The organism is Paenibacillus sp. NPDC056722, from assembly GCF_042790635.1.
Classification (GTDB): Bacteria; Bacillota; Bacilli; order Paenibacillales; family Paenibacillaceae; genus Paenibacillus_AQ; species Paenibacillus_AQ agri.
Genome location: NZ_JBHTYV010000003.1, coordinates 292561 through 315836, shown reverse-complemented (window position 1 = coordinate 315836; position 23276 = coordinate 292561). Strand labels below are relative to the sequence as shown.

General features: G+C 46.0%; 21 protein-coding genes. 16 read left to right on the top strand and 5 right to left on the bottom strand.

Annotated elements, in window-relative coordinates; genetic code table 11:
• Window positions 1-243: 243 nt before the first annotated feature.
• The 13 genes from ACFRAM_RS10030 (at window position 244) to ACFRAM_RS09970 (ending at window position 15942) form a co-directional block, all read left to right on the top strand.
• The gene (locus ACFRAM_RS10030; protein ID WP_379465746.1) at window positions 244-621 is read left to right on the top strand and encodes a hypothetical protein; all 378 of its coding nucleotides are present in this window, start codon (window positions 244-246) and stop codon (window positions 619-621) included.
• 143 nt (window positions 622-764) lie between these two features.
• Window positions 765-1688: a glycosyltransferase family A protein gene (locus ACFRAM_RS10025; protein WP_379465939.1), complete on the top strand. Its 924-nt coding sequence runs from the start codon at window positions 765-767 to the stop codon at window positions 1686-1688.
• Window positions 1689-1947: 259 nt separating this feature from the next.
• Window positions 1948-2469, top strand: coding sequence for a serine O-acetyltransferase (locus tag ACFRAM_RS10020; RefSeq protein ID WP_379465745.1), 522 nt, complete (start codon window positions 1948-1950; stop codon window positions 2467-2469).
• Between the two features lie 191 nt (window positions 2470-2660).
• The gene (locus ACFRAM_RS10015) at window positions 2661-3929 is read left to right on the top strand and encodes a Kelch repeat-containing protein (protein WP_379465744.1); all 1269 of its coding nucleotides are present in this window, start codon (window positions 2661-2663) and stop codon (window positions 3927-3929) included.
• Window positions 3930-4253: 324 nt separating this feature from the next.
• The gene (locus ACFRAM_RS10010) at window positions 4254-5264 is read left to right on the top strand and encodes a LacI family DNA-binding transcriptional regulator (protein ID WP_066365549.1); all 1011 of its coding nucleotides are present in this window, start codon (window positions 4254-4256) and stop codon (window positions 5262-5264) included.
• Window positions 5265-5443: 179 nt separating this feature from the next.
• Window positions 5444-7789 (top strand): glycoside hydrolase family 65 protein, encoded by a 2346-nt coding sequence (locus ACFRAM_RS10005; protein ID WP_379465743.1) that lies wholly within the window; start codon window positions 5444-5446, stop codon window positions 7787-7789.
• 16 nt (window positions 7790-7805) lie between these two features.
• Window positions 7806-9110, top strand: coding sequence for an ABC transporter substrate-binding protein (locus tag ACFRAM_RS10000; RefSeq protein WP_379465742.1), 1305 nt, complete (start codon window positions 7806-7808; stop codon window positions 9108-9110).
• A gap of 62 nt (window positions 9111-9172) precedes the next feature.
• Window positions 9173-10069: a carbohydrate ABC transporter permease gene (locus ACFRAM_RS09995; RefSeq protein WP_175372956.1), complete on the top strand. Its 897-nt coding sequence runs from the start codon at window positions 9173-9175 to the stop codon at window positions 10067-10069.
• A 16-nt stretch (window positions 10070-10085) separates the two neighbouring features.
• Window positions 10086-10925: a carbohydrate ABC transporter permease gene (locus ACFRAM_RS09990; protein ID WP_175372957.1), complete on the top strand. Its 840-nt coding sequence runs from the start codon at window positions 10086-10088 to the stop codon at window positions 10923-10925.
• A gap of 52 nt (window positions 10926-10977) precedes the next feature.
• Window positions 10978-13182 carry an alpha-L-rhamnosidase-related protein gene (locus tag ACFRAM_RS09985; protein ID WP_379465741.1) on the top strand — a complete coding sequence of 735 codons (2205 nt, stop codon included), beginning with the start codon at window positions 10978-10980 and terminating at the stop codon, window positions 13180-13182.
• Between the two features lie 51 nt (window positions 13183-13233).
• Window positions 13234-13902, top strand: coding sequence for a beta-phosphoglucomutase (gene pgmB, locus ACFRAM_RS09980; protein ID WP_379465740.1), 669 nt, complete (start codon window positions 13234-13236; stop codon window positions 13900-13902).
• 645 nt (window positions 13903-14547) lie between these two features.
• Entirely contained in the window at window positions 14548-15198 is a 651-nt protein-coding gene (locus ACFRAM_RS09975) for a restriction endonuclease (RefSeq protein WP_379465739.1), read from the top strand.
• Window positions 15199-15309: 111 nt separating this feature from the next.
• The gene (locus ACFRAM_RS09970; RefSeq protein ID WP_379465738.1) at window positions 15310-15942 is read left to right on the top strand and encodes a carbohydrate-binding family 9-like protein; all 633 of its coding nucleotides are present in this window, start codon (window positions 15310-15312) and stop codon (window positions 15940-15942) included.
• A gap of 445 nt (window positions 15943-16387) precedes the next feature.
• Here ACFRAM_RS09970 and ACFRAM_RS09965 read toward each other — a convergent pair whose 3' ends face one another.
• The 3 genes from ACFRAM_RS09965 to ACFRAM_RS09955 are packed head-to-tail and all read right to left on the bottom strand — an operon-like array spanning window position 16388 to window position 19232.
• Window positions 16388-17059 (bottom strand): LutC/YkgG family protein, encoded by a 672-nt coding sequence (locus ACFRAM_RS09965; RefSeq protein ID WP_379465737.1) that lies wholly within the window; start codon window positions 17057-17059, stop codon window positions 16388-16390.
• Complete coding sequence (locus tag ACFRAM_RS09960; protein ID WP_379465736.1) at window positions 17059-18483, bottom strand: LutB/LldF family L-lactate oxidation iron-sulfur protein; 1425 nt, start codon at window positions 18481-18483, stop codon at window positions 17059-17061. Before ACFRAM_RS09960 ends, ACFRAM_RS09965 begins: the two co-directional genes overlap by 1 nt.
• A complete protein-coding gene (locus ACFRAM_RS09955) occupies window positions 18480-19232 on the bottom strand; it encodes a (Fe-S)-binding protein (protein WP_379465735.1) in 753 nt (250 codons plus the stop codon). The genes ACFRAM_RS09960 and ACFRAM_RS09955 overlap by 4 nt, the downstream gene beginning before the upstream one ends.
• 166 nt (window positions 19233-19398) lie before the next feature.
• Here ACFRAM_RS09955 and aldA point away from each other — a divergent pair, with 166 nt between their 5' ends.
• Window positions 19399-20844 carry an aldehyde dehydrogenase gene (gene aldA, locus ACFRAM_RS09950; RefSeq protein ID WP_379465734.1) on the top strand — a complete coding sequence of 482 codons (1446 nt, stop codon included), beginning with the start codon at window positions 19399-19401 and terminating at the stop codon, window positions 20842-20844.
• 206 nt (window positions 20845-21050) lie between these two features.
• Here the strand turns inward: aldA and ACFRAM_RS09945 are convergent, their stop codons facing one another.
• Together ACFRAM_RS09945 and ACFRAM_RS09940 are read right to left on the bottom strand one after the other, a co-directional pair.
• A complete protein-coding gene (locus ACFRAM_RS09945) occupies window positions 21051-21539 on the bottom strand; it encodes a YfbM family protein (protein ID WP_379465733.1) in 489 nt (162 codons plus the stop codon).
• 286 nt (window positions 21540-21825) lie between these two features.
• A complete protein-coding gene (locus tag ACFRAM_RS09940) occupies window positions 21826-22044 on the bottom strand; it encodes a hypothetical protein (RefSeq protein WP_175372965.1) in 219 nt (72 codons plus the stop codon).
• Between the two features lie 142 nt (window positions 22045-22186).
• On the opposite strand from ACFRAM_RS09940, the gene ACFRAM_RS09935 reads away from it, so the two are divergent.
• Entirely contained in the window at window positions 22187-22717 is a 531-nt protein-coding gene (locus ACFRAM_RS09935; protein WP_379465732.1) for a hypothetical protein, read from the top strand.
• 26 nt (window positions 22718-22743) lie between these two features.
• Window positions 22744-23271 (top strand): GNAT family N-acetyltransferase, encoded by a 528-nt coding sequence (locus tag ACFRAM_RS09930; RefSeq protein WP_379465731.1) that lies wholly within the window; start codon window positions 22744-22746, stop codon window positions 23269-23271.
• The last annotated feature ends 5 nt before the right edge of the window (window positions 23272-23276 follow it).

Genomic DNA, 23276 nt, shown 5'->3' with positions numbered 1-23276 from the left:
ATTCCTCCACGTTCTACAGATAATAGACATGCTTTGTTACATTTTAATATGAATATTAGAAGTATATAAATCAAAATAGTAACCTTTCTTGTAGATCTCAGCCAATTTGATGCTTTTATACATATGGAATGGTAGTATATGTATGGAGTAGAAATGTCTCATAATCCGCAAATGGATGCTGTTTTGTCACTCTGGAATAACTAATGGATCATATTGGAGTAGGATATAGGTGGTGGATTATGGATGGTAAAACCATGGCGGATAGCCTTATTTAGTTTCATCGGGATTATTGTTTTATTAGTGATAGCTGCAGCCGTATACATCCATAATATTGGGTACAACAACGTAAAACAGATGTATCGATTACAAACAACGGGTCTATCCATTGTGCAGATCGAGAGTGATGCACGCGGGTATGTACGTTATCTTACAAAGGTAGAACAACCACAGGAACTATTAAAGGCACGCATGAAAAAGGAAGGCTGGACTTATATCAGCCAGGAGGGTGCGGGTTACTTTTTTGAAAAGGATGGCCAACAGGAAATTGTGACAATGAAAAAATGGAATCATTTTTATATGATTTATGATTTGAAGCTTAAAGTGGCCAATCTTGCAGATTAAATAGATAAAGGTTAAAGCCCTCCACAATCAAGTGAGGGGTTTTGTTGATCTCAAACACAAAACAAAATTTCAAATCCATACAATTTTCGACATAAACTCTACCAATATACGTGTATTATTATGGAAAAAAGGCTGTGGTGACTATGGGCAACTCTATCGAACTGTCTGTCGCTATATGCACCAGGAACCGGCATGACGATCTGTTGAAGTGTGTGGAGTCCATCTCAAGACAAACGAACATGGAGGAGGACAGCATTGAGGTCATTATTGTGGATGATGGTGATACCGATAGAGAGTGGCTCGACCACGCCGGTAGCCTCATTAACAAGGGGAATATGTATCTTCGATACTATAAGAAAGACCCTAGTGAAGCTGGTTTGATCAAGTCTAGAGTTAAGTCTATTGAGGTTAGCAGCTACGAGACGATTATTTTCGTAGATGATGATGTTGAGCTTTCAGCTAATTATTTGGATGTTCTTAAGAAAACGCTGATTTCGTACCCGGAAGCTGTTGGAATTAGCGGCGCTGACCAAGGCTTTTCATGCTCTCTCAAAGGTAGATTCATGATGATTCTTAGTGGCCGCAGTTTGTTTTCTCCGGGAAAATACTCGTTAAGTGGATTTGCTTCAGCTATGAACTTGTGGAATATTCAGAAGAATGTTTTTCGGACAGAGTTTTTGCATGGCTGCAATATGTGCTACAGGAAAAAGTACCTTTTGGAGATCGAAGCGGTAAGCTGGCTCCAAGGATATAGTCTAGGCGAGGATTTGTATATCTCTGCTTTGGCTGGTAAACATGGCCCGATGTATGTAAATCCAGATCTGAAATTAATACACCACGGATCACCGACCTCAAGGGATAATGCCGAGCAGGTTGCTCACACGAAAATTATAAATCACTTCCATTTGCTTAAAACGAGAAATAAGGCGAATTACTTCAGGTACTTCATGCTCAGATGGACGGCCGGATTCCTCAGTATGGAGGCCAAGTTTAGTCGTAATCATGAGGCGTACCTTGGATATAAAAAAGGAAAAGAAGAACTCCGTTCACTTTTTAAAGGTGCATAGCACACGAACTTCTTTTTCCAAATAAATATTTCTAAATTGGTTTCTTATTTTTATCTGATGGAAGTATTGAATATTTCTACTACCTTTCAATTCACCCCCTCCTTAGCTCTCACATAATGAATTTTACTCCCATATCAGCACTGAATTAAATCCAATCCAGAATGAAGCATGCCGAAGATCACCACTTTATGATGCGAGTTTATTGGAAATAGCCTCTTATATGAAATGGGAATTGAATATGTAAATGGAGGGAGCCCCGGTGATTAAGTCTTTTAAAACAGATTTAAAAGCGAATCGTAGAAATCCGCAAACGCTCATGGTCTTATTTACTTATCGTTTTGGTAATTGGGTGCACTATCAGGTGAAGGGTAAGATCATAAAGAAACCGCTGTGGATACTTTATAAGGTGATGGATTTGTTCTTCGTCAGGATTCTTTCTAACGGAGAATTACATGCACAGGCCAAGATCGGGGACTATCTTCATTTGCCGCATGGTTTAAATGGGATCGTTATTAGTCACAAAGCAGTGATCGGGAGCTATGCTACGATCTTTCATCAAGTGACGATTGGGGGAAGAAACGGTCTAGGTGAGCCGGTCATTGGAGACAGAGCCTTGATCGGAGTGGGGGCTAAAATACTTGGTCCTATCTGGATTGGGAATGATGCGAATATCGGAGCGATGTCGGTAATAGTCAAGGATGTGCCTGACAATGCATCAGCGATAGGAATCCCTGCAAGAAACTTGCTTCGCAATGAACCTAAAGAAAAACATACTAGATGAAAAAGCTTTAATTCTTAGCCTATTGGTACATAGGATGTGGAAGCTACTGTTTCATATTTGATTTTCTGGTAAATATAGATGAGGTAATTATTACTTATATTAACTTTTTATCCTATTTAATATTGGTAATTTTTTCTTATGTTAGATACACTAATTAGTGTTTCATATCTAATATAAAGGAGAATTACAAAGTGAAATTAATCAAATCTTTTATTTTTTCAATCATTGCATTATCCCTGCTATTAGTTCCGTTGAGTGTAAATGCGGAAACTGTGGACAAGTGGACCACCATTGAAGCAACGATTCCTGAGTCAAAAGCGTTCTCAACTGTAGTGCAGCTTAATGATAAAGCGTATATCATTGGTGGTTCTTCGGGTGATACCTCATTCAATCAGGTCAAAATTCTTGATCTGAAAAATTTCACCTGGAGTAATGGCAAGGAAATGCCAGTAGCCCGATCAGCAGCTTCCGCTGTGGTGTATGATGGTAAAATATATGTTGTTGGAGGGTATACTGGGAATGCGTATACCTGGGGTAAAGGTGTTTCATTGAGTAGTTTACAGGTGTATGATCCGGAATTAGACACTTGGACTGCAAAAGCGAGCATGCCGCAAGCATTGGGATCGACCTCAGCAATTGTTTTGGATAACAAAATATATGTTTTCGGGGGTCTAACTACTAATATTAGGTCAGTATCATCTGTTCAGGTTTATGATCCGTTAACAGATAGTTGGTCAAATAAAAAGGATATGCAGGTAGCTAGCCACTCACAAACTTCGGTTACATATAATGGTAAGATTTATTTGATCGGAGGGCGACATATCGACAACGCTACTAATGTCTCTATTAATAGTTTTTTAGAATATGATCCTAATGCGGACTCGTGGATTACTAAGAATAATTTATCTATTGTCAGAGCGGCTCCTAATGCTGTTGTGTACTCTAATAAAATCATGGTGATTGGCGGAAATACAGGTCAGGGCGTTGGAGCAACTGAGTCAGGCACCGTGGAATCGTTTGATTTTGAAAAAAATAAATGGAACAATGAAGCCAGTCTGAATATCGCAAGGACCAGTTCTGGAGTCTTTCTGTATAAGGGGCAGATATACGTTGTTGGTGGTACTAAAAGTACAGTCTCCAATGTTCCTATTAACAGCATCGAAGTATACGGAAATCCCACTAAAGATCCCATACCCGATCCTGTTCCAGAACCGACAGGAGATCGGGCCATCCTTACAGTTACGTTAGTGACCGGGATTACCAAAGAGTATGATCTTTCCAGTGATGAGGTTAATAATTTTATTAATTGGTACGACAATAAGGACGCTGGAATTGGTCCTTCAAAATACGGGATCGATAAGCATGATAATAATAAAGGACCTTTTAACAAAAGAATAGAATATCTTATTTTTGGGAATATACTCACATTTGAAGTGAATGAATACTCAACTAAGAACTAGGGATTTAAGGGATTGAAATCTTTAATAAGCTGCTTCAGATTATTCTACTGGAGTAGCTTATTTATTTCTGTACTGGTGAATTACATCGAGTAACTTCCCCCTAATCGGACCGGAAATCAAGTCTATTGAATGCAGTCTTTATCTTTGGTCAAAACTTCTAAAAGGCAAGCCAATCAAGGGGAAGTAGCACTTTTCCGGTAAGCGTTATGGTTCTAATTCCCTTCGTTTTGTGATCCCCTTAAATTCCTCATCACTCCCTATGTGCTATAATGGGGGATAAATACAGTCATAACTGAAATATCAAGAAGGATGGTAGTGCGGATTATGGTATCGATTAAAGATGTGGCAAAACATGCGGGCGTGAGTATTTCTGCGGTCTCGAAGACGCTTAACGGGTATAGCGATGTCAGCGAAGCTACGCGGAAGAAGATTCTGCAGGCTGCGCAGGAGCTGAATTATTCACCCAATATGTTAGCTAAAAATTTGAAGCATAAGGTGACAAAGACGATTGCGCTGATCATCTCGAACTTTGAGCAGGCCAACGGTAAGGACGGCGTCATGTTCCAGATCATGAGCGGTGTCTATGCGGCGGCTACGGAGTTCAGATATGAGGTCGTGATCTATACCCGCAGTCTGTCCGAACAACAGGATAAGTCATATTGGCAATTCTGCAAGGATCATAAGATCGCGGGTGTAGTGATCTCCGGTCTGCGGACGACGGACCCTTATTTTGAGGATCTGGTCGGCAGTGATATTCCCTGCGTGGTTATTGATGCAGATACGGTTGGTCCGCACGCTGGCTCTGTAATCACAGATAATCTTACGGCTGCCCGGCAAGCGGTGAAGTACCTGATTGGCAAGGGACATCGGGAGATCGGAATGATCAATGGGCATAAATATGCTACGGTCAGTATTGTCCGGCAGCAGGGGTATCGTGAAGCGCTAGAGGAAGCGGGGATTGAATATATTCCTTCGCGTGTTGTAGAGGCCGATTATAGCGAAGAGCAGGCTTATGATCTGGCAGAATCCTACATTACGGAGAACCCGCACCTTACAGCCGTATTTGTGGCCAGTGATCTCATGGCGATTGGATTCATGAACCGGTGCCGGGAACTGGGACTACAGATTCCAGGCAATATCTCGATCCTGGGCTTTGATGATATTGTGCTGTCGAGCTATACAACACCGAAATTGTCCACGATCAGCCAGGACTTTGCCGGTATTGGATACTCCGCATTGGAGCAGGTTGTGAAGATGCTGGAAAATAATACCCCCGGATATCATAAGATTCTTCCTTTCAAAATAGTTGACAGAGAGACAATCATGCTTTTATAATAAGGTCGAAAACGTTTTCGAAATCCCTTACACAATTTGTTACACAAAGGGATCTTAATGAGTTCATCGAAATCGTTTTCGATGTTTTTTCTGAAGTTCGAAAACGATTTCGATATCGCTTACAAAGATTCCCTGAATTAGAGAGAGAATACTAGGAGAAAGAAAGGAAAATCTAACCCATGCTTAATTACAACAAGACACTACCTGATGGAGCCCCGGGGTGGGTTGTATCGGAAGACCAATTCTCAAGCTTGGCACTAGCCAAATGTGAAGCTGTAATGTCTCTTGGCAACGGCTACATGGGACTTCGTTCCGCAGCGGAGGAGTCTTATGTAGGAGAAAAACGCAATTTGTTCGTAAACGGTACATTTAACCGTTTCGATGAACTGGAAGTCAGCGAGCTGCCGAATGCGGCGGATCTAACGAAGCTGGACATTCGGATAGATGGCAAACGCTTTACTTTGGAGCAAGGTGAAGTGAAAGCGTATAGCCGCAGCTTGAATCTGCGCGACGCTGAACTGGTTCGTACCTTCATTTGGAACAACGGCGAAGGCAAGGAACTGGAATTCACATTCCGCCGTTTCGTTTCCCTGGATTCCCTGCATGTGATCGGACTGAAGATGGAAGTGAAAGTACTTCGTGGTTCGGTGAATCTGTCGGTGAGTTCCGGTATTGATGCTCAAGTCAGCAACAGCGGTAGCCAACATTTCCATGAAGGCGAAAAGCGCATCTATGACAAGACTTATCTGGAGCTGATCCAGACGACAACAGAGTCGAAGGTTGATTTTGCTATCGGAGCCTCACACCGCTTGAAGGTAGACGGTCAATTGGTTGACGTTGCGCCAGCAATGGAGATCGACCGCCGTATTGTAGCTGTTGGTTACAGCTTGAAGCTGGAAGAAGGACAGTCCCTTACATTCGAGAAGGTAGCTACTGTATACACTAGCCGCGACAAGGAATTTGGTGACAACTACAGTCTGCCAGTGATGCGGGAAGTAGCACTTGCAGCATTGAAAACAGCACAAGAGTTCGGGTACGACGCATTGTTCAGCAGCCATACTGCTGCTTGGGCTAAGGTGTGGGAGAATTACGGAATTACGATTGAGTCCAGCAATCCATTTGACCTGCTTGGTGTACGCTTCGCACACTACCACTTGGTAGTAATGACGCCAGCTCACGATAACAGAATGGGTATTGGAGCTAAAGGTTTGAGCGGCGAAGGCTATAAAGGTCACTCTTTCTGGGATACAGAAATTTTCATCCTGCCATTTTACATCTACAGCAACCCGGAAATTGCCCGTTCTTTGCTGGAATACCGCTACTTGGGACTGGAAGGCGCACGGAACAAGGCGAAGGAGAACGGTTTTGCCGGAGCGATGTATCCGTGGGAAGCAGCTTGGCCGTCTGATGGCGAAGTAACACCAGTATGGGGTGCAGTTGATATTGTGACAGGTGAGCAGACCAAGATCTGGTCCGGATTCATTGAACAGCATATTACATCCGATATAGCTTATGCGGTATGGCATTACTTCCGGTCTACTGGAGATACCGATTTCATGGAGAAATACGGCTATGAGATTATCTTCGATACAGCTATTTTCTGGGCAAGCCGCCTGGAGTGGAATGAAGCGCTCGGACGCTACGAAATTAACGAAGTTGTCGGACCAGACGAATATAAAGAGCATGTCGACAACAATGCTTTTACCAATTATATGGCTCACTTCAACATCGAACTGGCAATGGATTACTATCAGGAGCTTGAAGCTCAGAGTCCAGAACTGTTCGCCCGTTATGATGGATTGTTGAACCTGAAAGAAGCTCATAAAGTGTGGGAAAGCAAACTGAATCTGATCTATCTCCCGCAACCGAACGAGGATCTGATTATTCCGCAGGACGATACGTATCTGCAAAAGGAAATTATTGACCTGACACCATACAAGGATCAGGAAAAAGTGGGCAGTATATTCAATGACTACAACCTGGATCAGGTTGGTAACTTGCAGGTTTCGAAGCAAGCAGACATTATGATGTTATTCTTCCTACTGGAGAATAAATTCTCACCAGAAGTAAAGCGTGCCAACTACCAATACTACGAGGAAAAAACATTACATGATTCCTCGCTGTCACTGTCCACACACTCGATTCTGGCCAGCGACTTTGGTGACAAGGAACTTGCTTACCGTCTCTTCCACAGAGCGACCGAGATTGACCTCGGACCGAAGGTTCATTCCTCCGATGCAGGTATCCACTCGGCTTCACTTGGCGGAATTTGGGAATGTGCGGTAATGGGCTTCGCCGGCGTGAGAATGCTGGACGGAAAACTTCATCTGGCACCAAAACTGCCTGAGCATTGGGACCGGTTGTCCTTCCCGCTCTACTGGCAGGGTAAACGCCTTGAAGTTAACATTACCCCGCAAGAGATTTCCATTACGAATGTTACAGGTGGGTCGATTCAACTGATCGTTCACGGTAAGCAGCAAGAAGTACATGAAAGTGCTACATTTGCTAATACATCGACATTATAAGGGGAGGTCTTTCTATATGAAAAAGACAGTATCCATGAAGATTGCCAGCGTGCTCGCAGGCGTTATGCTTCTTTCGGCTTGTTCCGCAGGTAACACAAACACAGGTAACAACGAAAGCTCCGGCAATGCCGGAGGCAAAAAGGTACAGCTGACCTTTACAACTTGGGGTGACGTAACCAGCGGTTCCTCAGAGCAACAACTGGCGGATGAATTCAATGCAGCACACCCTGATATCGAAGTGAAATTCGAGCCAGTTCCAGGCGACGGCTATGCAACAAAGCTGACAACCTCTCTGGCAAGCGGTACCGCAGCGGATGTATTCCTGATTGGGGAAGGCGACTTCTACTCCTACGTGGATAAAGGTGTTGTTGAGCCACTTGACGATTATATCGGCAAGAATTCTACATTTGACCTTGCCATGTACCAAAAAGACCTGATCGATATGGAGCGCATCAACGATAAGCTGTACTACCTGCCGAAGGATTTCAATCCACTCGCGCTGTGGTACAACAAACGTATCTTTGACGAAGCAGGCGTTCCTTATCCAAGCGATGACTGGACTTGGGATGATATGTTCGCTACAGCGAAGAAGCTGACCAAGCAAGAGAACGGCAAATATACACAATTTGGTTTCAACGCAGGCACTTGGGAGTATCCGATTTACACTTACCTGTGGACTAATGGCACTGATATTGCTAATGAAGAAGGCACCAAAGCTGAAGGCTTCATGAACAGTGAGAAGACCGTTCAAGCAATGGAGAAATATGTAGCGCTGTCCAAGGGTGATGGAAGAGTATCCCCTACACCGCAAGATACACAAACCATGGGTGGTGACTCCTCCATGTTCATGACCGATAAGTTGGCCATGATGGTTACAGGTCGCTGGATTAAGTCTGATCTGGACAAATCCAATGTAGAATACGGCTCCGCGCTGATTCCTAAGGGTGCTGACGGCGAACGCGCTGGTATTATCGCAGCTGCAGGCTGGGCGATGAACTCTAAGACGAAGCATAAAGCGGAAGCTTTCGAACTGATGAAATGGTTGTCCGGTACAGACGCGCAGAAACTGCGCTCCAAGAACGGATTGGTACTGCCTGCTACTGTAGCTGAACTGGATCAAGTGAAAACTACAGAAGAGAAAGACAAACCAGTTATCGAAATGATGAACTTTGCACGCAAACCGGTTACTATGCGTTCTGCTAACGGCCCGATTTTCAAAGAGGCCTTCACTCAGGCACTTGAGAAAATCCTGCTAGGTAAGCTGGATGTGAAGAGTGCACTCGACGAAGCAGCTAAAACCGCTGATTCCAAAATCAAATAAATAAGTTTGCGGGTGGAGCACTGATCACGGTGCTTCACCTGCTTTCCATCAAGGAGGCCGTCATGAATAATACCAAATCGGAGCGCGCGGGCTATTGGTTTATCCTACCGTGGCTGCTGGGACTGGTTATTTTCACACTTGGGCCGATGATCTTTTCGCTGATCCTATCCTTCAGCAAATGGGATGTAATCACCGGCGTCGAGTCGATTCAATTTGTGGGTTTGGACAATTTCAAAGCCATTTTTCACGATGAATTGTTCTACCAGTCTTTAAAAGTAACCTTTATCTTCGCACTCGTCTCAGTGCCTCTCTTTCAAGTGGCATCCATTCTGATTGCATTACTTCTAAATATGCGTTCGCGCGGAATGAAGTTTTTCCGTCTGATTTTCTTTATGCCTTCTGTAATTCCTGCTGTCGCCACTTCCATGATGTGGGTGATGATCTTCAATCCGGAATACGGGATTCTGAACAAGGCATTGGCTTGGTTCGGTATTCAAGGACCGGCTTGGCTGCAGGATCCTAGCTACGCGCTGGGCGCCCTGATCGTAATGGGTCTATGGGGCGTGGGTAATACAATTATCATCTATCTGTCAGGTCTGCAAGGGGTACCGGAGGACTTGTACGAGGCGGGTCAACTGGATGGTGCAGGTCCGCTCCGCAAATTCTTCAGTATTACGTTGCCAATGATTACGCCGACCGTATTTTTCAACTTGATTATGGGGATTATCGGCGGATTCCAATATTTCACCCAAGCTTTCGTTATGACGAACGGTGGACCGCTGAACTCGACCCTGTTCTATAATCTCTATTTGTACAACAAAGCATTTATGGAATTTGACATGGGTTATGCGTCCGCGCTCTCCTGGATTCTGTTCCTGATCATCATGATTTTCACGCTATTGGTCATCCGCAGCTCGTCCTTCTGGGTTCACTACCAGGGCGATGATCAAAATGACTAAGGAAGGAGAAGCCAAGATGCAAAAAATACAACCTAGATTCAATCTGTCCCAACTAATTGCGCTGTTACTGCTGCTCGGTGGTTCTGCCATCGTACTGGTTCCGCTATTGTGGACGATTTCGACATCCTTGAAGACACCGGCCGAAGTGTTCGGTTCTGCCTTCTGGCCGACTAAATGGCAATGGTCCAACTATGCGGATGCCGTGACGGCGATTCCGTTTTTTAAATTCCTGGGCAATACGCTTATTATCCTTATTCCAGTCATGATCGGTACGGTGTTCACATCGGCGATCAGTGCTTACGGCTTCGCCCGCTTCAACTTCCGTGGCAAAAGAACGCTGTTCCTCGTACTGCTCGCGACAATGATGCTGCCGAGCCAAGTAACCTTGATTCCAACCTTCCTATTGTTCAAACAAGTAGGACTCACGAACTCGTTCTTACCGCTGGTCCTTCCGGCATTCTTCGGACAAAATGCGTTTAATATCTTCCTTGTACGCCAGTTTATGCGTGGAATTCCGCGTGAGCTCGATGAATCGGCTTATGTGGATGGTGCTAACCGCTGGCAGATTTTCACCCGGATTATGATGCCGTTGTCCAAAGCACCGTTGGTTGCCGTATCCATCTTCACCTTTATGGGCGTATGGAATGACTTCCAAGGTCCATTGATCTATCTGAACTCCAATGAGAAATATACACTCGCACTGGGACTTTCCATGTTCAAGGGCTTGTACAACGTAGAGTGGAACATGCTCATGGCGGCGACGATTCTCATTATGCTGCCGGCTTTGATCTTGTTCTTTATCGCGCAGAAATATTTCATCGAGGGCATTTCCATCTCCTCAGCCGTGAAAGGCTAATGAGGCTAAAGTGTTATCGTATGACCTACAGATAAGGAGATGAGTTATCTTAATGGCTAGAACTACTAGCAAGCATCCATTCAATCTATACTATAACGGTGGAGAATACGTCAAAATCTGCGGTACGCAGGACGGCTATTTTCCTGATTTCGGCCACCATGTTGCCAATGAGATGGGCGGTGTCTGGCTGCACCCGATCAAGCTGCTGGATGGCTTTTGGCTGAAGCTTACTGATAAGAAGCGAAATATTTCCGTCTGGTCCCGTGCGGATGGCTTCATAAGCGAGCCTTGGGGCAGCCGGTTCCAATATGATCATGGCCTGAGCTACATCCCGGTATCCATGGAGCGTACTCAGTTTGCTCCTGAGCATGTAAAAGGGATGACGGCTGCTTATGAAATCAAGCACTACGGTGATGAGGAATTGCAGCTACAGGTGGAACTTCTGTTCCGTACCGATCTGCGCCCGGTGTGGTACTCGGATGAGGTTGGTATTCATGATGGTGCTGCGGATGAAGCTACCGTGCTGAACCCGCGCGAAGTACTCGTGAAGGACTCCAGTCATGATTGGTACACACTGGTTGGTACCGATCTTCCTGGTGATCAAGTTGAGACTCGTCCGGATCTGTATGGACCTGAGTTTACAGCCGGAGCAGGCTGCGGTATCGCTTTCCGTACTGAACTGAGACTGGCTCCAGGTGAGAAGCACAGCTTTAATCTGTTTGTCGCTGGGTCCCACACTTCCCGTGAAGAGGTTGAGGAGACTTATCGTCATCTATCGGCTCATTATGCAGGTCTGCTGGCTGAGAAGCGTGAGGTATATAACGCGATTGCAGATCGGGCGAAGCTGACCATTGAAGGCGAAAACGAATGGAATGAAGCCTTTACCTGGGCAAAATGGAACAACCAATGGCTGATCCAAAAGGTGGATGGTATCGGACGCGCCCTGACTGCGGGTGGACCAACGTATCCATGGTGGTTCGGCTGTGACAATACGTATTCCTTGCAAGGGGTGCTGGCGATTGGTGATCCACAGCTGGCCAAGGATACACTGAACCTGTTGCTGCAAAAGTCGGAAGAAGTTAACGGCAACGGTCGTTTCATTCATGAAGTGACGACGCTTGGAGCAGTATCGAACAAGGGTAACACGCAGGAGACAGCTCATTATATTGCTTTCGTATGGGATCTGTTCCGCTGGACCGGGGATGAAGAACTGCTGCGCCGCCACTACGACTACTGTGTTAAAGGCATCGACTGGCTACTGGGTGAAATGGACCCGGATGGCGATCTGTTCCCTTCCGGATACGGCATTATCGAGATTGCCGGATTGAACATGGAACTGATCGACAGTGCAGTGTATACAGCACAGGCGCTGCGGGCTATGGCCGAAATGAGCGGTTATTTGCAAGATAGCGAAGCGCAGAACAAATATAGTGAACTGGCTCAACGCTGCGCAGATGCCGTGAACAAGTACTTCTGGCAAGAAGAAGAAGGCTTATACGCCGATGCGGTAGCTCCAGCTTCAGATGTTGCGCCAAAAGTAGACTACATGGTCTCCTTGGCAGAAGGACAAGGGATTAATGACTACCGTGAATATGTAGACGGACTCTTGGCTGCCTCCGGTGAGGATGTATCTGCTGACCGTGGCTGGTTGCTGAACAAGAACTGGGTTATTGTGACCCCGATGGAAGCTGGCATCGCTGAGCCTGATAAAGCTCGCCGGGCGCTGGACAACATGCGGAATGATACCTTCATCGGAGAATACGGAACGTACTTGTCCGGGATGTATCAGCAGGGAACAATGACGATTTCAACGGGTGTGCACGCTGTAGCGGAAGTTGCCAACGGCAACCCGGACGCAGCACTGGATCTGTTGAACCGGATGAAACGCAGTTTCTCACGCGTTATGCCGGGTTCTTTTTCCGAAATGTCACCAGATTATGGTTGTGTCGTGCAGGCTTGGACCATTTATGCTATTGCGGTACCGTTTATCCGTCACTTCTTCGGCGTAGAACCTTTTGCTGCTAATCAAGAATTGAAAATCAAACCACAATTGCCTGTTGCCTGGAACGGCAAAGCTTGCTCATTGGAACAGTTGGTAGTTGCGGATGCACAATTCGATCTTACCCTGACCCAAAACGATGGAACGCTGAAGGCGGTCATCCATAATGAGGCGGGCTGGAAAGTAACAGTAGATTGGAACGGCGAGACGGTAACTAGCAGTGAGAAACATATTGAACTTGAACTATCCGCAGGGTAACCTATAACCTATATAAAGAGAACAGAACATAGAGCTGGGAGATGGAGAATAATGAAACTGGAAGCTGTTATTTTTGACCTGGATGGTGTCATTACAGACACCGCAGAATACCATTACGTAGCTTGGAAAAAGCTTGGGGAATCCATTGGCATTCCATTCGAGCGCGAATTCAACGAGACCCTTAAGGGCATCAGCCGCGGCGAATCCCTGGAGCGGATTCTGCGTCTGGGCGGTAAGGAAAATTCCTTCACGCCTGAACAAAAGGCCGAGCTGGCCCATCAAAAGAACGAACATTACGTCTCCTTGCTGGTAGATCTTACACCGGCGGATACTTACCCTGGTATTGCAGAGCTATTGAAAGAGCTGAAAGAACAAGGCATTCCGGCTGTTATCGCTTCAGCGAGCAAAAACGCGCCGCAAATCCTGCGTTCCCTTGAGCTGGACAGTTTCTTCCAGTATGTGGTACCACCGGATTCCGTACAGCATGGCAAGCCTGCACCAGATTTGTTCCTGGCTGGAGCAGAGAAGGTCGGTGCAAATCCTGAGTTTTGTATCGGCGTCGAAGATGCTACAGCAGGCGTTGAAGCCATTAAAGCTGCTGGCATGAAGGCCGTAGGTATCGGCGAGCGTGAAAGCCTTGAAGAGGCTGGAGCCGATGTAGTGCTTCCGGATACGACTGGCCTGAGCCTGGCGTTCCTGAACAAGGTGCTGGAAGGTTAAGACCTACATCCGCAAGCTACCGGTGCTCGTCTGAGCCTGCGTGGCGGGAGAATTGATATAAGCCAGCAAGTCCCTTGGGACTTGCTGGTTTTTTGTTGTTTAAAAGTTAGTAGGAGACTCATATATTATTTTACAAATAATTCTTATTAAGCTGAGATAAACAAGAAAAATATGGTATTATACTGAAGGAGTTATTCTTCTAATGTTTTACAAGACTTGGCTTGCTAGAACTATTATAGTGATTAGCTATATAAGTGAAATTAAATATTAAACAGAAATTAGGCGCTATTTTGTTGAATTATGTTGAAGATAACTCTCTAGAAGGTGAATTTTCTGTTCCCTATAATTTAATTTAAGTCCCGTCGTATAAACAGAAAAAAATGGTTCTCCTCCCCAATTAAGAGCATTTTCGTACCTTATTTTTCTTGAATATGGGTAAATGGGTCAATTAAGAGCATTTTTGTATCTTATTTTCGAAAAATCGAGCTGAAAGGCCTATTATGGAAAATTTAAGGTACAATATTGTCGTTAATTCCCACTAAGCGGTAGCTGCAGAGTATTTAAGGTACAAAAATGCCTTTAATTACACTTTGGTATAGTTATTAATGCGTTCCATATATTATTTTTTAAATTGGAGGTTTTATTTTGCAAGGAACTTTAATAGTAATGATCGTTGCTGGATTAATATTGGGACTTCTCTTGTTCAAGTTTATTAGTCCCAACAAGCGCAAATCTAAACCATTTAACATAGAAAAAGTGACGGACTTAAAGTCAGTTACTATTGCCAATATTGATAAGATGGAGGATGGAACGGGATTTGAAATGTACCTCTATAGGCTTTTTTTAGAGTTAGGCTATACGGGCGTTTATAAAACTAAAGGGAGCCGTGATTTTGGAGCTGATGTAATTTTCACAGACCGTCATGGAATCAGAAATGTTATTCAGGCAAAACGCTATTCTGTTGATAATACAGTGGGTATCAGTGCTGTCCAAGAGGTCTATTCTAGTATGAGATATTATAAAGCTAAAAAGGCTATTGTAATTACTAGTTCTAGATTTACAGAGCCTTGTGAGACGCTGGCGGGGATTAATCATGTGAAGCTCCTGGATCGTTCAGATTTGGTAAAAATGATCGAAGCCTTCAAAAGAAATGATATAAGAGAGGCTCGAAACATTATCGAAGCGGAGCCGCGAATGATACTAGAGTCTTGGAGTGAAGCTAGTAGCAATGAACTGAATGAAATCCGTAAGGATTATAAGGCTGAGAAGCATATCAGCAAGGTAATGGGAGACTAGAATTCAATATTTACCAGGGATGGGGAATATACTGCGTACATAACAACAAGTGTTTTCGAGAAATTAGAGTGTTAAAGTATCTTATCACATTTGAAAAGAGGCGATTGTTCCATGGCATACCATCGTTCATATCAGATTATCGCAAGCTCCGCACGCAAAGACTGGTCTGAGGTTCCGGCGCTCCCGGTAGACCAATATCTTTGGCTAGACAACGGCTATGCGCCTAAAGTAGAAGTCAGATCGTATTACACCGCTGAGCGGCTGTATGTTCAATTCAAGGTGGATGAGAGTCATCCACTAGTTCGCTATCATCAGCCCAATGAGCCGGTGTATACGGATAGCTGTGTCGAATTCTTCGTACAGCCGCTGCCCGGAAGTGACGCCCGGTATTTGAATTTTGAACTGAATGCGGCAGGGACGCTACTGCTTCAGCTTGGCGAGGGACGTGACCGGAAGTATCTGGAGGATGCACCGCCTGCGCTTTTTGAGATTCAGACCTCTTATGCAGATAGGGAACAACATCCTGAAGAAAGCGGCTGGGAGCTGGAATTCTCCATTCCTTTCGATTGGCTGACGGGATTGTTCCCAGATTTCACGGTCAGTTCGGGGCAAGTCTTGCGCGGGAATTTCTACAAGTGTGGGGATGAGACAGAGTTACCCCATTATGGCTCTTGGAACAGGGTGGATTCCGCCACACCAAACTTTCATCTAAGCGCGAGCTTTGGAGAATTGGTGCTGGAATAGAATAGGATTACAGGACAACGGGTACCTTCCTAAAGAGGATGGTACCCGTTTCTTTTTTTATATGGAGTCTTGTAGGTGGCTATACCGCCTCTTCTGGGATTCTTTTGATGCTGGATTGTATTATGAGTGCTCTATTAGAACATCGATTAGGCTAAGTTCGAACTTTCCAACGCGCGTGTAATTGATTGGGACCCCGATCTTTTAGTACAAAGTTATAAAACTAAATAGACTCAATCTTAAATTCTGTATTTAACAATAAGCGCGAGGGTAGCGGAGGGCCCTATGGAATTCTGAAGAAACGCCAGTGGTCGCCTTTAAAGTCTGATTTCAACCGCTAATCTTTCTCCAATTTAGAAATCAGACTTTAACAGCGATCGTAAGAACCCTTCGAGCCCGTAGCGCCTTACGCATGAGGAGTCATTTTTTTAAGCTTGGCATTCAGCTACTATATAAGCACATAAGTTGCCCTCAAAGGACCATGAACCCCAACAACGAGCTGCATCTCAATATCGGCTGAATTGGAAGGACCGGAGATAAAATTGATGGCTGAGCCCATAGGCTCGCCTGCTTCAATTCGCCGGTTGAGATCTGCCGCTGCCTGGGTGGAACGAAGCACGAGTCTCTCTTTTTCAATAATCGCAATATAGTTAGTAGGCAGAAAGTGGAGGGAGCGGCCTTGGTCCGGGCGACTCTCTATGACTATCGTTCCTGACTCGGCCAGTGCATAATCAGCGAAGACAATAGCCGTATTGGCCGTTTCGGAGCGGAGGAGATTGTTCTCCCGTCCGGCGGCTTCTTCCCAGATGGACGAATTCGGGAAGCTTAGCCCGTAAAGTAGAAAACGGTCATCTCCAGATGTGATTACAGCGCCCCCGCCATTCGCATGGATTAGATCATTTAACGTTGTCTGCAAAATCTCTGGGTTCGACTCGATTAACTGGGTGTGGATGAAATAGCATTGCTCTTTAAGAATCTCTATCAGATCGTCGTTAGTTAGACTACCATAGCTGTCGGGAATCAACGGTCGCAGGTCGGGCCGCTGTACGTCATAGACACGTTCCCGTCCAAGCTTGGCGGCGATTGTATTTAAAAAGGACTCCTTGCCCGATATCGTCATTACTCAGCGCCTCCTTTGCGTCGATCAAGCCAGGTCCGGAAGCTGTCTTGCTGCTTGACTGGCTGACTAAGATCACGAGCGTTGATCCAGCCGCGGACTAGCCCCGGTCCTTTTATAATTCGTCCATGTCTGCTGAGCAGCCGGCTTGCCGGATTTGCAAACCGCAGGGCTTTGCCGAACAATGTCTGAGAAGACAGGAGACGGCCTGCCGTCTTCATCTGGATTCTTTCCGCGCTACCGGTTCTCTTTTCCTCCACAATTTTCTGGCGGTGCAAGATCAGCTGCTCATGAAGCGGGATTTTAACCGGACAGACATCGGTACAAGCAGCACACAAGCTGGAGGCAAAAGGAAGCTCTTTGTAGTCACCGTATCCGCCCAGTAGCGGGGTGATTACAGCGCCAATCGGACCTGGATAAATGGACCCGTAGGCATGACCGCCAATATGACGGTAGACCGGGCAGACATTAAGACAAGCGCCGCAGCGGATACACTGCAGGGCTTCGTTAAATTCGCTTCCCAGAATCTCGGAGCGGCCGTTGTCCACGACAACTAAATGGAACTCTTCGGGCCCATCCGTCTCCCCGGTAGCGGAAGGACCCATCACGGTAATATAGCTGGTCAATTTCTGCCCTACAGCACTTCGACAGAGCAGATTATCCAGTATCTCCATCTCCTCAAGCGTGGGCACGATTCGTTCCATCCCCATCACAGCGATATGCGTTTTTGGTATGGCGGCTGTAAGATCGCCGTTGCCTTCATTGGTAACCAGATTAATGGCACCCATGTTCGCGATGGCAAAGTTGCAGCCCGTAATCCCGACATCCGCTTCCAGAAACTTTTGCCGCAGCACCGTCCGGGCGTGCCTGGCGAGGTTCTCGGGACTTTCATCACCTGTATAGCCCAGCTTTTCTGTGAACACCCTTTGAATTTGCGTCCGGTCTTTATGCAGCGCGGGGGCAACTATGTGTGAAGGCGGGTCCCAATCATCGATTTGCAGAATATATTCCCCAAGATCGGTCTCGATCAGCTCGCAGCCGGCATCCATCAGGACACGGTTCATCTCAATTTCCTCGGTAACCATCGATTTGGATTTGACGATTTTTTTAGCCTTTTTTTGCATGACGATGTCCCGGATATAGCTGCTGGCTTCCTCTTTTGTTTTGGCAAAATAGACATGCCCGCCTTTTTTTTCTACGTTATCCGCCAACTGCTCCAAGTAATAATCCAGATTCTTCAGCGTATGCTGACGGATTTGCTGACCAATGGAACGCCACTGTTCCCAATCCCCAAGAGCGGTCGCAGCTGACAGACGCCTGGTCTTCAGGCTGTCCTGGGCTGAACTTACCGCGCTTCTCATGAAGTTATCCCCGAGGCCTTCTGAAGTCCGTTCGCTGAAGTCCCGTTTATCTGTTTGCAGGCTCATGTCTCGCGTCCTCCTTTGGCAGCAGCAGTAGCATGATGGTGATTCAGCACTTCTGCAATATGCATTATTTTCACGGGTTCTCCCTTACGTGACAGCCGGCCACCGATGTTAAGCAGGCATCCCATATCTGCACTGATCAGAATATCTGCTCCGGTGTCCACGACACAACCGCATTTTTCATCGACCATTTGCTCGGAGATCTCAGGCATTTTCACAGAAAAGGTTCCACCGAATCCGCAGCAATTATCGCTGTTTTTGAGCGGCTCCAGTTGAAGTCCCCTAACCTTGCCAAGCAATTGATAGGGGGTTTCCTTCTCGCCCAGCAGTCTTGTCATATGGCAGGAACGATGGTAGGTGGCGGTCCCTTTAAGCTTTGCGCCAACATCGGTAACGCCGAGCACCTTTACGATGAATTGGGTAAACTCATAAGATTTTTCTTTTAAAGCAACCGCTTTCAATTCCCAGTTGGGGTCTCCTTTAAAAATTTTCGGGTACTCATGAAACATAGCGATACAGGAGCCGGAAGGACCCACGACATAATCGGAGCTTTCAAAGGCAAGCATCATGTTCTTCATGGCAAGCTTTGAATCTTCGAGATAGCCGCTGTTATAAGTAGGTTGACCGCAGCACACCTGCGCCGCCGGATAATCGATGTCACAGCCCAGCCTCTCGAGCACTTCAACCATAGCTATTCCGACATTCGGAGTCATGAGATCCACTAAACAAGTCGAAAAAATACTGACTTTCATTCCGATCCCTCCAATTGCAACCTTGATGAGAATAGCTTAACTCAGGAAGTCAATGAAAAACAACATAAAAACAAATAAAAAAAGTGAACTTTGTTGACAATAAATATTGATAGCGTTTACACTGAAAAAGGATAAAATGGATAATCTACCTTGAGGGGGAGAGTCAGTGGAAAAGCATTTGATGTATATCGACGGCCAGTTTGTGGAATCAGAAGGCAAAGAGTGGATGGATGTAACCAATCCAGCAACAGATGAAGTCATTTCACAGGTTCCCAAAGCTACAAGGAATGATGTGGTGCGTGCCATTCACGCAGCGGAAGAAGCCCAGTTAGCCTGGGAGGAGACACCTGCGGTTGAACGAGGAAAGTACCTTCATGCCATTGCCGACGGGATTCGGGCAGAGGTTGATATCCTGGCCAGACTGATCTCCGAAGAAGTAGGTAAGACCTTGGAATTGTCCACGGTAGAGGTTAATTTTACAGCAGATTATATGGATTATATGGCAGAATGGGCACGTCGCTATGAAGGGGAAATTGTTCAGAGTGACCGTGATAATGAGAATATTTTTGTTTTTAAAAGAGCGATTGGCGTAACAACAGGCATTCTGCCTTGGAATTTTCCGTTCTTTCTTATTGCTAGAAAAATGGCACCGGCGCTGATCACCGGAAATACGATTGTCGTCAAGCCTAGTGCCGAATCTCCAAACAACGCGGTGGCTTTTGCCAAAATTGTGGATAACATCGGTCTTCCTAAGGGTGTGTTCAATCTTGTGACCGGTAAAGGCGGAGAGGTCGGCAATGAATTAGCTAGCAACCCTAAAGTCGGCATGGTCAGTCTAACGGGCAGCGTGCCAGCTGGACAAAAGGTGATGCAAGCGGCTGCTGAAAATATCATCAAGGTAAGTCTTGAGCTTGGCGGCAAAGCCCCTGCCATTGTTATGGATGACGCTGATCTGGATTTGGCAGTTAAAGCGATTGTAGACTCCCGGGTGATCAATACTGGGCAGGTCTGTAACTGTGCAGAGCGTGTCTATGTCCATGAGAAGATCAAAGACGAATTTACTACCCGTCTGGTTAAGGCGATGAGCGCAGTGAAGTATGGTGATCCGCTGAAAGACGAAGGTATTCATATGGGGCCATTGATTAACAAGGCGGCGCAAGAATCTGTGCAGCAAAAAGTAGACCGTGCAGTAGAAGAAGGTGCCAAGATCGCCTTAGGTGGTAGTAAGGTAGAGGGAACCGGCAGCTTTTTCGAACCTACCGTCATTACCGATGCTACCAATGATATGGAAATCGTGCAGGAGGAAATTTTCGGACCGGTCATCCCTATCATTTCTTTTGCTAACCTGGATGAAGCGATTGCGCTGGCCAATGACAGTGAGTTTGGACTGACCTCATCTTTATATACTCAAAATCTAAACGTAGCTATGAAAGTGATCAAGCGTCTCAAATACGGGGAAACCTATATTAACCGTGAGAATTTTGAAGCGATGCAAGGCTTCCATGCAGGCTGGCGGAAATCCGGCATCGGCGGTGCGGACGGCAAACATGGCTTGAACGAATATTTACAGACCCATGTAGTGTATCTGCAGTACGATAAATCGATCAAGTAATCAGCTGAAAATGAAATGTACAAGTAACCGATACGGTCCGGTAGGACCGTATTTGGTATGAAAAGATCAGCCAGAAACTTCTGGCTGATCTTTTTTAGCTTACTGTTGCTTTCTTGTATTCATCTTATAGTTAGCAGAAAATAAAGTCCTAACCTGCCGTTGTTTTATTCGCTTGTTGGCTATCTTGTGGTTGATCCCGATTGGAGTCAGAAAATATAGAAGATGACACCTTTGCTCTCGGCTACAGTTTGGCTGTAGAAACGCCGGATTTCGTTAAAATGCTGAAGCATGTAGGCAAAAAACTCGTCCTTATCCTCGTCTGAAACAGTGTCAGGGTCAAGAGGGTATACCTCGTCCTTGACCATGGCCGGGAAATCATACCGCAAGCAGAGCTGCGTTTCATCTAACTCAGACATAGCCTGAAGCGCTTCTGCAACCTGCCCGGCGCGTAAGGAAAACGCCCCGAATGAGCCAAAATCAATGCCTTTGTCTGACGTCAGCGGTACAACATAGCCAAGAGGGGGATCACCATCGGAAATATCTCCACAAAGCAAGTAGTGAATCGCCTCCCAGGATCTATCAATGTCCAGTCCGGGATAATCGTCTATTTTCAAATTCTTCAATGCAATGTCGCCTGCTGCGATTTGTTGCACCAGGTTGTCATCCATAGCAAAGTAATATCCACGCATTCCCATGTTCCAAGCCCTCTTTCCATTTTTAATAGTAATGACTATACTGCTTTATCAAAATGTAACATTCGGGAATTGTGAATTTCAATTTTTATTTGAGTGTACTTATCCTCAATGTTTTGGGAAGAGGGGGTGTATAGAAGTAGAAGTAACTTTGTATACAGCAAAAACAACGGGTATCTTCCTATACTGGAAAGTACCCGTTGTTGTATTCTGCGGCAAAGAGGCGCAGAAACCGCACCTTGCTGCTGACTGGTGTTCTTTTAAAATAAGATAAAATATCAGGCCCCTGTTATCCCTTGTCCCGCTGGAACTTGGTCGTTTCCCGGTCATAATGTGAAATTGAGCCGTCGAACCCGACAAGGCGGACATACCCTTCTGAGAACTTGTCAATCCGTCCAAAGCCTACCCGGGCATACATTCCGTCAGGATCGAGCTGTAAAGCAGAGACGAAGGTCTGGGATAGGGCCGCTACGAAAAAATCAATATTTTTAACCAAAGTGTGTGGCATAACGTTCTTCCTCCGTTGAAATGGTAATTCGGCTAAACCGTGTGGTGTTGCTCGTTCTAATATAATAGCATGAGTAGAGTCACTTTGTGATAAGGTAGGACATATTGGAAGACAAATGTCAGCAAGAGAAGGGGAATGTACATTGAACGATCAACTAGAGAGCGCGAAAGCATTGTTCATGGAATACTGTGGCAGTTTGCCAGATATGCACCGGGGTGGAAGGTATGCGGAGTACAAAACCTATGGCGTCGATATCGCGACAGAGAAGCTATGGTGCAAGGAAATGGTGGAGCAGCTGAGCGGAGAACTGTCCATTCGGGATTGGGAAGCAGTGTCATCGCTGAGCTTGGTCTCCAAGCATCATCAAGAGAGCAGAATTGTCGAAAATGTGATTTCTTTTGCCGCCCGCAATATGATGAGTGCCGATAGCGTGGTCCGATTGATGTTTGCTGAACACTTACTGGATATTATCCGGTTGCATAAAAAAGAAATCTCCCAAGAGCTGCTGCTGCGGGCCTGCAAGACGGCTGCCGAACTGCTTGAGGCGATTATCGCCCAGCCGCTGATCGTCGACCCCGGCCATGAACTGGCACAGCTGAAGCTGAAGGATAAACGGGGGCTGAACCAGCGGGCCAAGCAGGACATGGATTCTATTGAAGAGATTATGAATTGAACGATCCTGACAGGAGGGGATGAATCATGCGGATTAGAACAGAGACGGTAGAGGATTACCGGCAGGTATACGATTTAAATGTTGTCGCCTTTGGGAACAGAGAGGACGAATCCAGGCTGGTGGAGCGGATCAGGAAGTCGGAGGGTTTTATCCCGGAGCTGTCTATTGTGGCAATTCAGGGCGAGGGGGAGAGTGAAGCTGTCATCGGTCATGTGCTGTTGAGCAAAGCGAGTGTAATTGATGGCGACACAGAGCACCCCGTCATCGTGCTGGCTCCGGTGGCAGTTCATCCTCATGCGCAGGGGCAGGGAGTAGGTAAGGCGCTGATTAAGGAAGCCTTGCGGAGATGCCGGGAGCTGGATTACGGATTGGTGCTGCTGATCGGACATCCGGGCTATTATCCTAAGCTGGGCTTCAAATCGGCTAGACCTTATGGGTTGGAACTGAAGCAATTCGAAGTCCCTGACGATGTGTTCATGGTTCATGAGAGCATAGAGGGGCGATTGGCTGCCGTAAAGGGCGAGCTGAGGTATCCGGTTGCTTTTCTAGAGTAGGGAAG

Bases quoted from the DNA above. Each gene is read 5' to 3' on its own strand.
- ACFRAM_RS10030 (WP_379465746.1), top strand. From the start codon at position 244: ATGGTAAAACCATGGCGGATAGCCTTATTTAGTTTCATCGGGATTATT.
- ACFRAM_RS10025 (WP_379465939.1), top strand. From the start codon at position 765: ATGGGCAACTCTATCGAACTGTCTGTCGCTATATGCACCAGGAACCGG.
- ACFRAM_RS10010 (WP_066365549.1), top strand. From the start codon at position 4,254: ATGGTATCGATTAAAGATGTGGCAAAACATGCGGGCGTGAGTATTTCT.
- ACFRAM_RS10005 (WP_379465743.1), top strand. From the start codon at position 5,444: ATGCTTAATTACAACAAGACACTACCTGATGGAGCCCCGGGGTGGGTT.
- ACFRAM_RS10000 (WP_379465742.1), top strand. From the start codon at position 7,806: ATGAAAAAGACAGTATCCATGAAGATTGCCAGCGTGCTCGCAGGCGTT.
- ACFRAM_RS09995 (WP_175372956.1), top strand. From the start codon at position 9,173: ATGAATAATACCAAATCGGAGCGCGCGGGCTATTGGTTTATCCTACCG.
- ACFRAM_RS09990 (WP_175372957.1), top strand. From the start codon at position 10,086: ATGCAAAAAATACAACCTAGATTCAATCTGTCCCAACTAATTGCGCTG.
- ACFRAM_RS09985 (WP_379465741.1), top strand. From the start codon at position 10,978: ATGGCTAGAACTACTAGCAAGCATCCATTCAATCTATACTATAACGGT.
- pgmB (WP_379465740.1), top strand. From the start codon at position 13,234: ATGAAACTGGAAGCTGTTATTTTTGACCTGGATGGTGTCATTACAGAC.
- ACFRAM_RS09970 (WP_379465738.1), top strand. From the start codon at position 15,310: ATGGCATACCATCGTTCATATCAGATTATCGCAAGCTCCGCACGCAAA.
- ACFRAM_RS09965 (WP_379465737.1), bottom strand. From the start codon at position 17,059: ATGACGATATCGGGCAAGGAGTCCTTTTTAAATACAATCGCCGCCAAG.
- ACFRAM_RS09960 (WP_379465736.1), bottom strand. From the start codon at position 18,483: ATGAGCCTGCAAACAGATAAACGGGACTTCAGCGAACGGACTTCAGAA.
- ACFRAM_RS09955 (WP_379465735.1), bottom strand. From the start codon at position 19,232: ATGAAAGTCAGTATTTTTTCGACTTGTTTAGTGGATCTCATGACTCCG.
- ACFRAM_RS09945 (WP_379465733.1), bottom strand. From the start codon at position 21,539: ATGGGAATGCGTGGATATTACTTTGCTATGGATGACAACCTGGTGCAA.
- ACFRAM_RS09940 (WP_175372965.1), bottom strand. From the start codon at position 22,044: ATGCCACACACTTTGGTTAAAAATATTGATTTTTTCGTAGCGGCCCTA.
- ACFRAM_RS09930 (WP_379465731.1), top strand. From the start codon at position 22,744: ATGCGGATTAGAACAGAGACGGTAGAGGATTACCGGCAGGTATACGAT.